The sequence below is a fragment of the Marisediminitalea aggregata genome (genome assembly GCF_900129565.1).
Classification (GTDB): domain Bacteria; phylum Pseudomonadota; class Gammaproteobacteria; order Enterobacterales; family Alteromonadaceae; genus Alteromonas; species Alteromonas aggregata.
The window spans coordinates 31,675-46,661 of the sequence record NZ_FQWD01000004.1; the positions used below are offsets into that span (position 1 = coordinate 31,675).

The following is a 14,987-nucleotide window of genomic DNA, read 5'->3' on the forward strand; positions in this document are numbered from 1 at the left end:
GTTAATCCCCTAGTCTGGCTATCTCTTCACCAAACTCTTTAATATCTTCGAATGAACGGTATACGGAAGCAAAGCGCACATAGGCCACTTTGTCGAGTTCTTTCAGGGCATCCATGATCAGATTACCTAATAATTCACTCTCTACTTCCCGCTCACCCGTTGCGCGCAGCGTTGACTTCAACTTCAGAATACACTGCTCAACTTTCTCGGTGCTCACCGGACGTTTTTCCAGTGCGCGCTGTAACCCGGCTCGGAGTTTGTCCTCATTGAAGGGTTCGCGCGTACCATCGCGTTTAATCACACGGGGCATCACCAGTTCCGCACTTTCAAACGTGGTGAAACGTTCGTGACACTCTGCGCATTCGCGACGACGGCGTACCTGATGTCCCTCAGCGACTAAACGAGAGTCAATGACTTTAGTTTCTTCGGCAGAACAAAAAGGACAATGCATGGTGAACTCCGGGGTAAACAAAGCTGGTGGCGAACGCCACCAGCTCGTCTTTCAGTTTGTTACGCGTAAACCGGGAAGCGTGAGCACAGCTCAACCACTTCGCTTTGTACACGTTCAACAACACTTTCATCACCCATGTTGTCCAGGATGTCACAGATCCAGCTTGCAACCTGCTGTGCTTCTTCAACTTTGAAGCCGCGACGGGTAATCGCTGGTGTACCGATACGCAGACCACTGGTAACAAACGGTGAACGCGGGTCTTTTGGTACCGAGTTCTTGTTCACAGTGATGTTTGCACGGCCAAGGGCTGCGTCTGCATCTTTACCTGTGATGTCTTTATCGATGAGATCCAACAGGAACAAGTGGTTGTCGGTGCCGTTAGACACAATCTTGTAACCGCGGTCCTGCATTACCGATACCATGGCTTTTGCATTGGTCAGTACTTGTTGCTGATACTCTTTAAACGCCGGCTCTAGTGCTTCTTTGAACGCAACCGCTTTCGCAGCAATAACGTGACAAAGAGGACCACCCTGGTTACCCGGGAAAACAGAGCTGTTGAATTTTTTGTACAGTGTTTCGTCGCCACAAGCAGACAAAATCAGACCGCCACGAGGACCAGCCAGTGTTTTGTGCGTAGTCGTGGTAACCACGTGTGCGTGTGGCAGAGGGTTCGGATAGATACCCGCTGCAATCAAACCTGCAACGTGTGCCATATCAACCATCAGGTAAGCACCCACTTTGTCCGCAATTTCGCGGAAACGTTGCCAGTCAACAATACCTGAGTAAGCAGAGAAACCGCCGATGATCATCTTTGGCTTGTGCTCAAGCGCTAACGCTTCAACCTGATCGTAATCGATTTCACCGGTTTCTTCGTTCAGGCCGTACTGAACTGCGTTGTACGTTTTACCTGAGAAGTTTACGTGAGCACCGTGAGTAAGGTGACCACCTTCTGACAGGCTCATACCCAACACAGTATCACCTGCGTTCAGTAACGCCATGAATACAGCAGAGTTAGCTTGTGAACCAGAGTGTGGCTGCACGTTGGCATACTCAGCACCAAACAGTTGCTTAGCACGCTCGATAGCTAAATCTTCTACGATGTCTACGTATTCACAACCACCGTAATAACGCTTACCAGGGTATCCTTCAGCGTATTTGTTGGTCAGTTGAGAGCCTTGGGCTTCCATTACTCGTGGGCTACAATAGTTTTCAGAGGCAATTAGCTCGATGTGGTGTTCCTGGCGTTGATTTTCTTTATCAATCGCGGCAGCTAATTCTGGATCAAAGTCGGCAATGGTCATTTCGCGCGGTAACATGGAGGCTCCTTACTGCGTAATTTGGTCGCATATCATTCAGAAGGGCATATTCTAGTCATTTTCCGACCTATGTATACTGCTTTGTGGCCGAATTATGACAAAACCTTCAGTTCAGTCAGGTTGACAGTTGTCAACCTGAGACTATTTCTGTTTTTCCAGCTGTTTGACTCTTTCAAACAACTTATCGAGCTGACGGGCTCGAACGGCATTCTTACGCCACTCACGATTGGTCATCGCGGGTTGTCCGGACGAGTATACGCCCGGCTCTTTGATGTCACTGGTGACCATGGTATACCCGGTAATCTGCACGTTGTCGCAGATGGTCAGGTGACCGTTAATACCGCATCCGCCGGCAATAATGACGTATTTGCCAATGTGCGTGCTGCCGGCAATCCCGGTCGCTCCGCAAATACAGCTGTGATCACCAATAATGCAGTTGTGTCCAACCTGAACCTGATTATCAATGATAACGTTAGTGCCAATAATGGTGTCGTCCAGTGCGCCCCGGTCAATGGTCGATGATGCGCCGATTTGGCTGTCATCGCCTATTACCACCGAGCCGGTTTGCGGAATCGGTAACCAGGTTCCTGCATCATTGGCATAACCAAACCCGTCGGCACCAATTACCGTTTGGCTGTGAACGCGAACCCGTTTGCCAATGCGCACACTGTGATAAATCGTTACATTAGGGTGTATTACGGTACCGGCCCCAATTTTAGAGCCTTTGCTGACGACAGTATTTGCGCCGATTACCACGTTGTCACCTAACTCAACGTCATCTTCAATAACACAATGGGGACCTAGTGCGACGTTGTTGCCCAAGGTCGCGCTTTTGGCCACGATCGCCGTTGCGTGTTGGCCCACTGCGACACCCGGTGTGGTATCGAATAACTGTGCTATACGTGCAAACGTTGCATGTGGATTGTTATGCACCAGTGCCGGTATTGGACAGTCTACGGCATCATTTGGATGCAAAATCACAGCGCCCGCTTCTGTTTGCTGCAGCTGAGAGCGGTATTTGCTGTTGGTTAAAAATGAAATCTGTGAGCTGTTGGCGCTGCTCAATGTGCCTACACCACTCAGCGAAATATCACCATTTCCCTGTACATCTCCCCCCACCTGCTCAGCCAGTTCGGCGAGCGAAAAAACCTTGGGTTGTTGTTGCATGAAACTTCCTTTATGAATAAGGCTGACTCTCTTTCGCGTAGTGTACAAAAAAAATGGCTGGCTGGCTGCGTCGACGTTCAAAAAAATGCACCGTTGATCGTGTTTTCGTGCTGACTATCGCTAGGGGCTGTTGACCTTTGCTGTATCATTTTTGTTCTATATAGAAGCGTTTTAATCGCGAAACAGGCCTACAGGCATAGTCATTCTACGTCAAAGGCCTGTGACAAAGAGTAAAACGCTTCTATGACGAACCCGAAGGGCAGCGTTTGTGCGTCATTTATACTGCGTTATCGCCCACTTATGTAGAACAACTACACTACGTGGACTCTGCCTTGCCTAAATGACGCACAACTCGCTGCAAAAACATACAGCAAAGGTCAACAGCCCCTACCAACTCCACGCGTCTTTGATTACAATAGCGCCTTTGTTATTGAGCCAGGACATCGCATGTCACAATACGTATACTCTATGCACAGGGTGGGCAAAATTGTCCCGCCTAATCGTCAGATTTTAAAAGACATTTCACTTAGCTTTTTCCCCGGCGCCAAAATTGGTGTGCTGGGTCTGAACGGCGCAGGTAAATCAACCCTGCTGCGCATCATGGCTGGTGTGGATACCGAGATCGAAGGAGAAGCCAGACCACAACCTGGTATCAATATTGGTTATCTGCCACAGGAGCCGCAACTGGACGAGAGCAAAGACGTTCGCGGTAACATCGAAGAAGCGGTTGCCGATGTTGCGCATGCGCTGAAGCGCCTCGACGAAGTCTATGCCCTGTACGCAGAGCCAGACGCCGACTTCGATGCCCTGGCCAAAGAGCAGGGTGAACTGGAAGCCATTATCCAAACCAAAGACGGTCATAATCTGGAAAATGCCCTGGAACGTGCCGCCGATGCGTTGCGTCTGCCGCCCTGGGATGCCGATGTAAGCAAACTATCCGGTGGTGAACGCCGCCGTGTCGCGCTCTGTCGTTTGTTACTCGAAAAGCCGGACATGCTGCTGCTCGACGAACCAACTAACCACCTTGACGCAGAATCCGTAGCCTGGTTAGAACGTTTCCTGCACGACTATGAAGGCACCGTGGTAGCCATTACCCACGACCGTTACTTCCTCGACAATGTAGCGGGCTGGATCCTGGAACTTGACCGTGGCCACGGTATTCCGTGGGAAGGTAATTACTCCAGCTGGCTCGAGCAGAAAGACGCGCGTCTGGAACAAGAAGAACGCGCTGAAAATGCCCGCCAAAAATCGATTAAACAGGAATTGGAATGGGTTCGCACCAATCCTAAAGGCCGCCAGGCTAAAAGTAAGGCGCGTATGGCTCGCTTTGAAGAGCTGTCCAGTGGCGATTATCAGAAGCGTAACGAAACCAACGAACTGTTCATTCCGCCGGGTGAGCGTTTAGGTGACAAAGTCATCGAAGTACAAAACCTGAAGAAATCCTACGGAGACCGCGTGCTCATTGACGACATGAGCTTCACTGTTCCTAAAGGTGCAATCGTGGGTATTATCGGTCCAAACGGTGCGGGTAAGTCCACGCTGTTCCGTATGTTAACTGACAAAGAGCAACCTGATAGCGGTACGATCACCATTGGTGATACGGTAAAAATTGCCAGCGTTGAGCAGTTCCGCGACCACATGGATGGTAACAATACCGTATGGCAGGAGCTGTCAGATGGTCAGGACATCGTGCGCATTGGTAATTTCGAGCTGAACAGCCGTGCGTACTGCAGCCGTTTTAACTTCAAAGGTACCGACCAGCAGAAGTTCATTAAAGACCTATCGGGTGGTGAGCGTAACCGGGTTCACTTAGCAAAATTACTCAAAGCCGGCGGCAACGTATTGCTGCTCGATGAACCGACCAACGACCTTGATGTAGAAACACTGCGTGCATTGGAAAATGCGTTATTGGAATTCCCTGGCTGTGCCATGGTTATCTCGCACGACCGTTGGTTCCTTGACCGGGTTGCTACACACATCCTGGATTACCGCGACGAAGGTAAGATCAACTTCTACGAGGGTAACTACACTGATTACGAAGCCTGGCTGAAAGCCAACTTCGGACAGGATGTCGTTGAACCACACAGACTGAAGTACAAGCGCATCAGCAAATAAGCGCTGACTTTATCAAGCAAAGCCCCTCCCACTTAGGTGTCGAGGGGCTTTTTCTTTGTGCTACCGGCCCGAGTTAGCCAGAAGCGCAATACACGTCAAAGCACAGCTACGCTCTGACGTCCTCTTTGCTACACTTGTGATTGTAAAGCCTTAACTAAACTGAGATTATGTTGCGCAACACACGCAACGCGTTTATCCGGAGTCGGCAATGTCTAAAGAGAAGCGACAATTTCAACGTCTGGCCATTGATATGAACGGCCTGCTTAATATCGCAGAACATACCTTCAAAGTGAGGGTTCTCGATTTGTCATTGCAAGGCGTGAGAGTACGAGTGGACAGTGACAGCGCACTGGATATCAGCCAACCATTAACGTTAACTATTCAGGCTAATGCAGACAGCCCTACCATTACCTTGTTCGGGCAGATTACCCATGTCCAGCATGAAGCAGAGCGCACACCCGCAGCTACCGTGCTAGGTATGCAGCTCACTCATATCCCATTGGAAGACTTAGGCGCGTTACGTCGGCTATTGCTGCTCAATAGCGGAGAACAGGACATGGACACCAACGAACTAATGATTCTGCTCGATCGAATCGCCGACGCACTACCGGGCGCTTCCTAACCCGCCCTACTCCAGTGCTTCAAGCGCCTCACTTAACTTGGTAACGGGGATGACTTTCAACCCGTTTATAGGTTGTTTAGGGGCATTCGCCTTCGGCACGATAGCGCGCTTGAAGCCATGTTTCACCGCTTCGCTTAACCGCTCACTGCCGTTGGGAACAGGCCGGATTTCACCTGCCAGACCCACTTCTCCAAAAACAATAAGATCGCGGGGTAACGCCCGGTTGCGAAAGCTTGAAATCATCGCAACCAGCAGGGCTAAGTCGGCTGCAGTTTCCGCCACTTTAACGCCGCCCACCACATTGACAAATACGTCCTGATCGTTCATTTGCACATTGCCATGGCGATGCATCACTGCCAACAACATGGCTAAGCGGTTTTGCTCAAGCCCTACCGTAACCCGGCGTGGATTATTTAACGGGGAATAGTCTACCAATGCTTGTATCTCAACCAAAATAGGCCGGGTGCCTTCCCATATCACCATCACTACGGAGCCAGGCGCCTGATTTTCATTTCGACTCAGGAAAATAGCAGAGGGATTCCCCACCTCTTTAATGCCTTTCTCGGTCATCCCGAAAACACCCAACTCGTTCACCGCACCAAAGCGGTTTTTGTGACTTCGCAGGGTCCGGAAGCGACCATCGCTTTCCCCTTCCAGCATCATGGAGCAGTCGATACAGTGCTCCAGTACTTTCGGTCCTGCCAGACTGCCGTCTTTGGTAACGTGGCCAACAATAAACATGGCAATATGATGCTGTTTGGCAAACCGGGTAAGGTACGCCGCGCTTTCCCGCACCTGAGATACACTGCCGGGCGCTGACTGTACGTCACTGACATGCATTACCTGAATTGAATCGATAACCATAATCTGCGGTTTTTGTTTTAACGCTAAATCACAAATCAGTTCGACGTTGGTTTCTGCCAGCATCATTAGCTTGTCGTCGGGTAACCCCAGGCGTTTGGCTCGCATAGCGACCTGTTGCAGCGATTCTTCGCCAGTTACATACAAAGCGGATTTGCTGATGGCCTGCTGACACATCACCTGCAATAACAAGGTACTTTTACCAGCACCAGGTGAGCCACCGATCAGAATCGCTGAGCCCGGCACAATGCCGCCGCCGAGTACTCTGTCGAGTTCCTTGAACCCCGACCCGAAACGCGGCAAGTCCTCAACATTGATTTCGTTGAGTACCTGAACCTGACTGGTGGTCTGCCCAGCGTATCCGGCTAAATTACCCCGCGCGGTGGACTTAGCAGGACTGACCACAAATTCAGCAATAGTATTCCAAGCCTTACATTCCGTACACTGGCCCTGCCAGCGAGGAAATTCAGCACCACAATCAGAACAGACAAAGGCAGTTTTACGTTTAGCCATAAAATTGGTTGGTTTCCTTTTGGATACGTATTAATCTGGGATTCAATACAAAGGCATGTTCATTACCAGTGAGACAGGGAGGCGCAAACCGCATTTCCATTGATATCTCGTTAATTAATATCCAGCACTTGCCGATAAAAACGGTAATATAACAAAAACCTTCAGGGTAGACAGCAAGACCAAAGATATGAATCAGGATTTATCACAGTACGCGTCGGTTATTGAGCAACTCAAGCCCATGGTGAAAGAACCTGAGTTTAATCAGGTGTTGCAACAAATTGCCTCGCACATTCCAAAAGAAAAGCGTTTCCTGATCAAAATGGAGGTAAAGCGCCTCGCCCGCCCTTGTTTGCGCGCCATTGATTTGCGTGGCCAGGTTGACGGCCAATGTAAACTTTACGAATACAATGGAATCAAGCACTACCTCGACGACGTTGCGATCGAAGTGTTTGAACAGCAAGTGCGAATTTTCGGGCTGTATTGCTTCGGCGTATACGAAGCCGTTATGGCAACAGAGAACAACTTCAGAGTTATTCGGGAAAAGGCAGAAGCCCGCAACGAAAAAGAACAGGAAGTGGCTGATAAGCCGAAGAATAGCCTGACACAATTTGATGTTATCAATATCGGATTATTAGACTATGCCAAGCGCAACGAAGAGCGTATGAACTTCGCTGTGGCGCTGGAGATCTTCACTGAAACCAATAACAGCCTGCGTGCTACCAGTGTGGATATTTCGTCTCACGGGTTGAAAATAAAGCTCTCGAAAGAGCAACTGTTTAAACCCGGTGAAAAAATCGGCGTGTACTTTCGAGGCCTGGAAACAGAGTATTCTCTGGACAAGAAGCAAGCCATTAAATACCAGGTGGTGAGTATCTCCAGAAAGCAGGAGCACCAGTTCCTGCAAATGAAACGCCTGGCCGATGCCCCGAATAATGCATTTGACCAGTTCATCGACAAGTTTATTCACGGTAATAAGCGCCGCTATAAAGTGAATATGGACAACACCGTTGATGCCATCATCAACAAGTCGTGTGAACAGTACTTTTCACCCAGTTGTCCGACCCTGCCTGTTTATATCGACGTAAATGAAGGCAGAGCCCTGCCCCGCTTTGCGATGGCCAATGAACTAAATCGACATATTCTGGGCTACTGGAATGATGAGGAAGATGAACTCCGATTGGGATATCTGCTAAATCAGGAGCGTATTCAATACCTGATTGAAAGTAAGGAAGACGTACCTACGCTGTTTATTTACGCGTTTAACCATATTCAAAACGGCAAGGTCTATTTTTATTCCGCCAGTCATATCGATCTGGCCCGCCATGAAAAGTTGCGGAATTTATTTTTAGGATTTGGTGCCCGCAAGGTCAGCTGGCGGGTCTTTAAAATAAGCCTGAGCAACATGTCTCCTAAGCAGGCTTATGCGCCGCTGTCGCTGCCCGACGAAGTGGGCACCAAAGTGAAGCGACAAAATGCAAAACCGGCCCCGCGGTTGATGGCAAAACTCAAAAACCTGGCCTATATCGCGCAGATCACCGACATTACATCCGACGCCGAGCAACTGCTGTTCAGTCAGATAAAAATCGATCGCAGCCAGCTAAAAGCGCTTAAGCTATTCGGTCACGCCCGCAATCGTCCGCCCTTCCCGGTAAAAGCATTTCGCTACAAGTTTCATGAACAGCGTATGGAAACCCGCTATTTATTGCGGACCTCCGTAAATTTGCATGCCCGAGGGCAAACCATTACCGGCGTGAGTGAAGACATTTCCATTAATGGACTTCGCATCGAAATTGAAGGTGAGTATCACGGTGATGTAAATATGCGCGTAGTACTGGCGTTCCCGAAACTGCAGGAATTGACCAGTAAATTTGACGTATCAAACCTGCAATACCGTGTGGTGCATGTGAGTGGTGACAAAAACATTTTACACCTTCGCACTGTCGCCGGTGAAGACGGGTTATCTGCCCGAACGTTTTTTGCCGAACTCATTAAGAGCAATAAAGCATCGCTGAAGACCTATCCGGATGAAGAAGAAATCCCCGGCATTGGCCATGCCTTGCGATGTATTAATGCTAAAAACCCGGCAACGCTCGCGTTTGTGTTGTCTAAGACAAGTGGACGCTACCATCCTCAGGTGGGTGTACTGGGCGAGACCAGTCCCAGACTCAAAAACCTGTGCGGGCACTTTGCAGAACAGAATAAACTGAATCTGGAAGTATTTTTCCGCGATCGCCACTTAGATGCTCCCTTCGTTCAACATGCGATAAAGCAAGTGAAAACAGAGCATCAACCAGTGATGCGAGAACTGTTCGTTGCATTTAAACCGACTGAGAAGGATCCTCGCGCCGCTATCGACGCGCGCTACGAGCACCGCTTTAGTTCCCACGACGCACAAAAACAGTTTATCGCCGATACACTAAAAGACGGGCAATTCATTGCTATGTCTGTATCGGTGACGACCACCGGTAAACCCGATCTGGAAATGCTGCAGTCGGAAATTAATTACATTGGCGTTTATGCTATTCACCGCGCTAAAGAGCTGGAAGAGCGTTTGTGGAGTATTGGTGCTTGCGTACACGCTGTCGATATTACCGATGAGGTATTATTGCGCTTCGGATTTGATTTACAGGAAGTGCAGGCTAACTATCAAACACCCAGCCAGCATGCTATTGAGCCCAGCGGTATCAAGGCCTTGTTAAAGAGCGGCTAGTACAAAGCCGCTTTATTACGGAAAACATCAAGAGGTAGCCAGACAGCAAGTGCCTGGCTACATTAGAGTACGAGTTACTCCCACTCCGCGCCTGTGGCTGCCGTCTCTGCATTTTGCTTAGACGGAGCGTCTGCCACCATTGCTTCGGTAGTCAGCATCAAGCCCGCAATAGAAGCCGCATTTTGAAGTGCTGTACGCGTTACTTTTGTGGGATCAAGAATACCCATATCCAACATATCGCCATATTGCTCACTCTGCGCGTTGAAGCCATAGGTTCCTTCATTCTGTCGCACCTGAGACAGGACAACACTTGACTCAAGACCTGCGTTAGTGACGATTTGGCGGAAGGGTTCTTCCATTGCCCGCACGGCAATATTCACACCCAGCTTTTGCTCTTCATTCGCTACACTCAAGTCAGCCTTGGTCACTGCCTGTGCAGCGCGAATTAGGGCAATCCCCCCGCCGGGTACGATCCCTTCCTCAACAGCTGCTCGCGTGGCGTGTAATGCATCGTCTACCAGGTCTTTTTTCTCCTTCATTTCAACTTCGGTAGCCGCACCTACTTTAATCACCGCGACGCCACCAGCCAATTTAGCAATGCGTTCTTGCAATTTTTCCTTGTCATAATCAGAGGTCGACTTGTCTATCTCCTGACGCAATTGCGCAACACGCGATTCGATATCAGCCTTATCTCCCAGACCGTCAACAACGGTAGTGTTGTCCTTACTTATTACGACACGCTTAGCACTGCCCAATTGTTCCAGCTCAACCTTTTCAAGGCTCAGGCCAACGTCTTCGCTTATCACGGTGCCCTTGGTAAGAATTGCCAGATCCTGCAACATAGCTTTGCGGCGATCGCCAAACCCGGGAGCCTTAACGGCAGCCACTTTCAGTATGCCGCGCATGTTGTTCACTACCAGTGTCGCCAGCGCCTCTCCTTCCATGTCTTCAGCAACAATGACTAGCGGTCTGCCAGCTTTGGCTACAGCTTCGAGCAGCGGCAAGAGTTCGCGGATTTGTGTCACTTTCTTATCGACCAGCAGCAGGTAAGGGTTATCCAGCTCTACCTGCATTTTCTCGGTATTCGTCACAAAGTATGGAGACAGGTAGCCCCTGTCAAACTGCATACCTTCAACAACCTCAAGTTCATTGTGTAACGATTTTCCTTCTTCTACTGTAATGACACCATCACGGCCTACACGCTCCATCGCTTTGGCGATGATTTCACCAATATCATCATTCCAGTTCGCAGACACTGTTGCGACCTGACGAATCGATTTGTTGTCGCTACATGGACGAGACAGGTTGTGCAAATGTTCAACGGCATTCGTAACGGCTGCATCAATACCCCGCTTCAGGTCCATGGGGTTAATACCTGTCGCTATGGCTTTATGACCTTCCCTCACAATAGCCTGGGCCAACACGGTGGCAGTTGTCGTCCCATCACCGGCAACATCAGCGGTTTTAGACGCAACTTCTTTGAGCATTTGCGCCCCCATATTGGCAAATTTGTCTTTCAGCTCGATGTCTTTGGCAACCGACACCCCATCTTTAGTAACACGAGGAGCGCCATAACTCTTTTGCAGAACCACATTTCGACCTTTTGGACCAAGCGTGGCTTTTACTGCATCAGCCAGCACGTTTACACCAGACAGCATACGCCCACGTGCGTCATCTGAAAACTTAACGACTTTTGCACTCATGCGGCTTTCTCCTGTTCAACATCTTCTTCAACTACAGCAAGAATATCCTGCTCTTTAATGATCAACACTTTGTCGCCATCAAGGCTAATTTCAGTTCCGGCATATTCACCAAACAGTACCTGGTCGCCCGTTTTCACTGCCAGCGTGGCCGTTGTGCCATCATCGAGTAACTTTCCAGGCCCAACTGCGAGCACTTCGCCACGAGTTGACTTACCTGCGCTTTTATCAGGAATAACAATTCCCCCGCTGGTTTTGGTTTCAACGGGTAATCTGCGAACAACCACGCGGTCATACATAGGTCGTATACGCATTGCTTTTTTCTCCAAAAAAGTTGAACTAACAGATAATATTTCTGGGTTATATGCACCCAATCCAGCAAATAAGGTCACGCTGTTTTTGTTTCAATAGTGAGAATTTGTAACTTTTTTTTATAAAAAAATAATTTTTAAGAATAAAAAATCATCTGCAAATAAGGCAGTTATGCGTTAACGTTAAAGTGTTCAATAGCGAAACTGAGGTGACTATGCAACAACAGCCAAACCTTATTTTTGAACAACAACTTTCCAATTATTTTCGTGAACAACTGGAAGAATTGGCCAACATGTTTGAGCCCTCCCCGCAGGAAGATACGCTTTGGTATATTGGCAACCTGCTGGCGCGTTTCGGAAATAGCAGTACGCTATACAGTTATCAGGATGGGCGTTTTGGAGTGCGTCCCCTCGCTTTGCTTTACAAGGACGCTTTGGACACTCCAATTGCGCGCCAACGTTGTTTATTTTTACGTCAACTAGGCGACCTGGCGTTATTTATAGGGGCTTTGTTTCCGCAAAATTACGCCCGCCGGGGGATTAAAAAAGATTATTTTGTAGGAATGGGGACCGCTGCATACGATTACCTGTCGATACACGCCAGAGACTACCAACATGTATTTGCTGAACTAGCCACCACGTTCCATGACATGCTGGAACTGGTTGCTCGCGCAGGGAATAGACAGCAAGGTTTTGATATGTCCGATATTTTGGCAGTATATGAACGTTGGAGGAAAAGTGGCGACCCGTTTTTAGCGTCTCAACTGGCGAAAATGGGTATCCAGCTCACCCCTGATACGCCGTCTCAATAACGCTAACTCCGCTATCAGTGGCGCGCGCCGTATTTACAATGGCGCGCTCCGACTAGTACGCATGGTTTGCAATAATTAAATGTTGCTTACGGGCACAAATACGCCAGCATGGCGTCTAATCCAGAATAACGGATAGCGGCATTAGCCTGCGCATTCACAATAGGCTTGGCCTCAAATGCAACGCCCAACGCGGCAACGTCCATCATTTTAAGGTCGTTGGCACCGTCGCCCATCGCAACCGTCTGGTGCATAGGAATATCCCACTTCGCTGCCAACGCTTTCACCGTTTCGGCTTTTACTTCTGCATCAACAATATCACCAATGACGTTACCGGTAAGCACGCCATTTTCTTCAGCCAGCACGTTGGCCCGGCTGGCATCAAGACCAAGTCGCTCTTCCAGATAACCGGCAAAGTAGGTAAACCCGCCTGACGCAATAGCCACTTTCCAGCCATTTGCCTTTAGCACTTCCAGCAGTTTAGATAAGCCCGGCATTAACGGAATACTGTTTCGGATCTGCGCTAACTGACTAACCTGCACACCGTCCAGGCACGCTACGCGGGAAATCAAACTGTCTTTAAACGCCAGCTCGCCACGCATTGCCTGCTCTGTTACGGCTGCAACCTTGTCTCCAAGACCCGCCAGCTTCGCGATCTCATCAATGCACTCAATCTGAATAACCGTGGAATCCATGTCCATGACCAACAAGCCGGGTTCAGAAAGTTTCGGGGTATGCTCAAGCAGTGCAATTTCGCAGTGATGCTGTTCTGCTGTTTTGGCAATAACGGCTTTTACCAGCTCATCGTCATCGCAGCTATGGTCAACCGCAGCGACCACAACGGTGTGATTTAACAGTTCATCGAAAGGGTGCAATGAAAAGCTGTGCACGCTCAGTGCTGCTGACAGGTTTTGCTGAATATCTGCCACCTGTTGAAGCGTTAGCGCCTGACTTTGAATGACTAATCTTGCATCAGTACTGCGGCCCTGGACCTGCTGTAATTGTGCGGAAGATTGATCCCAACTAAGATTCTGATACTCTGCTAACACAGAACGAAGGAAAGCAGCACTGTTTAGTGCAGGCTCAGCTATGACGAGTGGTTGCAAAATGATGGGTCCTGTTTGACTAACAACAAAATGTGCCCAATCCTAACGGATCAGCGCCGCCGGTGAAATCCTTCCACTACATTAATTTCAGTGTTTTTCGCTATATGACATACATAAAATCAGCTTTTCATACGCCAACACGGGTACTAACAAAACTTTCGCGCCGTTCCTGGTTATTCGGCATTGTAGTTTTGTTGACAGGCTTCCTGTTAAGTATGTCGCTAATTTCTCCTTCGGCTCCCACTTCTCAGGCAGAAAAACTGGTAGTTCATTACACCGCTCTGCTAGAGCAAAGCACACAGGAAAATGACACTGATGCGCTAAATCGAACCCTAGCGACACTGATGTTAGAAGAGTCAGTAATAGCTGCCAGTGTTTTCAGCCCTGCAGGAGAGCAACTAGCCCACAGTGGCAAGGTCGACACTTTCGTTGGTATGGTCAGAACTGAACCAGCTTTGCAGTCGGTATTTACCCCGATAATTGCGGAAGATACACAACAGGTCGTGGGCTATTTATCTATACTTTACCGCCCAAACACCGACAGATAATTCTTACTGGTAACCTCGTCAATATCTTCCACCGAGGTGTGCTTCAATTCAGCAAGAGCCTGACACACGTCAGGTAAATACACAGGGGCATTGCGCTCACCTTGTCTGCCGCACATGGGCATATCCGGTGCATCAGTCTCAAGCAGCAGGCTCTCCAAAGGGAGTTTGGCTATTGTTTGCCGCGTCTTTTGTGCTCTGGGATAGGTAATTGTGCCGCCAACACCAATGCAAAACCCCAAATCCGTATAGGCCTTCGCTGCTTCCAGGCTACCAGAGAAGGCATGTATCACACCACCGTATTGAAAGCGGCAGCGTTTTAGGGACTCAATCAGTAAATGGTGGGACTTTCGATGATGCAGTATCACCGGCAGCTGATATTGAGTAGCCATCGACAGCTGTTTTTCAAACACCTGTTGTTGGCACTGGATTGGCGTGTTTAGACTGGCATCGATGCCGATTTCGCCCAGTGCCACCAATGATGCTGTTGATTGTTTGAGGCGCGCATCGAGACGAGCCAAAACCGGCTCTGCATCGTCAGGTAAGAAATAGGGGTGAAGCCCGAAAGCGATGTCTATTTCAGCAACAGTTTGCGTCATGGCAAGCTGCTTATCCCAACCCGCTTCAGTGGTGCCTGGCACCAAAAAGCGTGTTACGCCCCTGGCTTTGGCAGCCTCAATTTGTTGCAGCCAGTCGTTGTCAAAGGCAGCGAGATCAAGATGACAGTGCGAGTCGATCATGGCCTGAAGAACGCAACGGCA

13 protein-coding genes are annotated in these 14,987 nt (G+C 49.1%); 5 read left to right on the forward strand and 8 right to left on the reverse strand.

What is annotated here, in order from left to right; translation table 11 throughout:
* Nucleotide 1: 1 nt before the first annotated feature.
* From nrdR to lpxD, 3 genes are all read right to left on the reverse strand, one after another.
* Entirely contained in the window at nt 2-451 is a 450-nt protein-coding gene (gene nrdR / locus BUB81_RS11640) for a transcriptional regulator NrdR (protein WP_073322929.1), read from the reverse strand.
* 59 nt (nt 452-510) lie between these two features.
* Nucleotides 511-1,767, reverse strand: a complete 1,257-nt coding sequence (glyA, locus tag BUB81_RS11645; RefSeq protein ID WP_073322931.1) for a serine hydroxymethyltransferase — start codon at nt 1,765-1,767, stop codon at nt 511-513.
* A gap of 141 nt (nt 1,768-1,908) precedes the next feature.
* Nucleotides 1,909-2,934 carry a UDP-3-O-(3-hydroxymyristoyl)glucosamine N-acyltransferase gene (lpxD, locus tag BUB81_RS11650; protein ID WP_073322933.1) on the reverse strand — a complete coding sequence of 342 codons (1,026 nt, stop codon included), beginning with the start codon at nt 2,932-2,934 and terminating at the stop codon, nt 1,909-1,911.
* Between the two features lie 447 nt (nt 2,935-3,381).
* On the opposite strand from lpxD, the gene ettA reads away from it, so the two are divergent.
* Both ettA and BUB81_RS11660 read left to right on the forward strand, forming a co-directional pair.
* Entirely contained in the window at nt 3,382-5,049 is a 1,668-nt protein-coding gene (ettA, locus tag BUB81_RS11655) for an energy-dependent translational throttle protein EttA (protein ID WP_073322935.1), read from the forward strand.
* A 208-nt stretch (nt 5,050-5,257) separates the two neighbouring features.
* Nucleotides 5,258-5,671, forward strand: coding sequence for a PilZ domain-containing protein (locus BUB81_RS11660; RefSeq protein WP_073322937.1), 414 nt, complete (start codon nt 5,258-5,260; stop codon nt 5,669-5,671).
* A 6-nt stretch (nt 5,672-5,677) separates the two neighbouring features.
* Here BUB81_RS11660 and radA read toward each other — a convergent pair whose 3' ends face one another.
* On the reverse strand, nt 5,678-7,045 hold the full coding sequence (gene radA, locus BUB81_RS11665; RefSeq protein WP_073322939.1) for a DNA repair protein RadA: 1,368 nt from the start codon (nt 7,043-7,045) through the stop codon (nt 5,678-5,680).
* A 187-nt stretch (nt 7,046-7,232) separates the two neighbouring features.
* On the opposite strand from radA, the gene BUB81_RS11670 reads away from it, so the two are divergent.
* Complete coding sequence (locus BUB81_RS11670; protein WP_073322941.1) at nt 7,233-9,755, forward strand: PilZ domain-containing protein; 2,523 nt, start codon at nt 7,233-7,235, stop codon at nt 9,753-9,755.
* A 74-nt stretch (nt 9,756-9,829) separates the two neighbouring features.
* On the opposite strand, the gene groL is transcribed toward BUB81_RS11670, so the two are convergent.
* Both groL and BUB81_RS11680 read right to left on the reverse strand, forming a co-directional pair.
* Nucleotides 9,830-11,458, reverse strand: a complete 1,629-nt coding sequence (gene groL / locus BUB81_RS11675) for a chaperonin GroEL (protein WP_073322943.1) — start codon at nt 11,456-11,458, stop codon at nt 9,830-9,832.
* Nucleotides 11,455-11,769 (reverse strand): co-chaperone GroES, encoded by a 315-nt coding sequence (locus tag BUB81_RS11680; protein ID WP_073323867.1) that lies wholly within the window; start codon nt 11,767-11,769, stop codon nt 11,455-11,457. Before BUB81_RS11680 ends, groL begins: the two co-directional genes overlap by 4 nt.
* Before the next feature lie 212 nt (nt 11,770-11,981).
* On the opposite strand from BUB81_RS11680, the gene BUB81_RS11685 reads away from it, so the two are divergent.
* Nucleotides 11,982-12,578, forward strand: a complete 597-nt coding sequence (locus BUB81_RS11685) for a hypothetical protein (RefSeq protein ID WP_073323868.1) — start codon at nt 11,982-11,984, stop codon at nt 12,576-12,578.
* A gap of 86 nt (nt 12,579-12,664) precedes the next feature.
* Here BUB81_RS11685 and serB read toward each other — a convergent pair whose 3' ends face one another.
* Nucleotides 12,665-13,681 (reverse strand): phosphoserine phosphatase SerB, encoded by a 1,017-nt coding sequence (gene serB / locus BUB81_RS11690; protein ID WP_245819185.1) that lies wholly within the window; start codon nt 13,679-13,681, stop codon nt 12,665-12,667.
* Nucleotides 13,682-13,896: 215 nt separating this feature from the next.
* Between serB and BUB81_RS11695 the strand changes: the two genes are divergently transcribed.
* Complete coding sequence (locus tag BUB81_RS11695) at nt 13,897-14,229, forward strand: hypothetical protein (RefSeq protein WP_073322947.1); 333 nt, start codon at nt 13,897-13,899, stop codon at nt 14,227-14,229.
* Here BUB81_RS11695 and BUB81_RS11700 read toward each other — a convergent pair.
* The gene (locus BUB81_RS11700) at nt 14,205-14,966 is read right to left on the reverse strand and encodes a TatD family hydrolase (protein WP_073322949.1); all 762 of its coding nucleotides are present in this window, start codon (nt 14,964-14,966) and stop codon (nt 14,205-14,207) included. The two genes, BUB81_RS11695 and BUB81_RS11700, sit on opposite strands and share 25 nt — an antisense overlap.
* Nucleotides 14,967-14,987 lie beyond the last annotated feature (21 nt).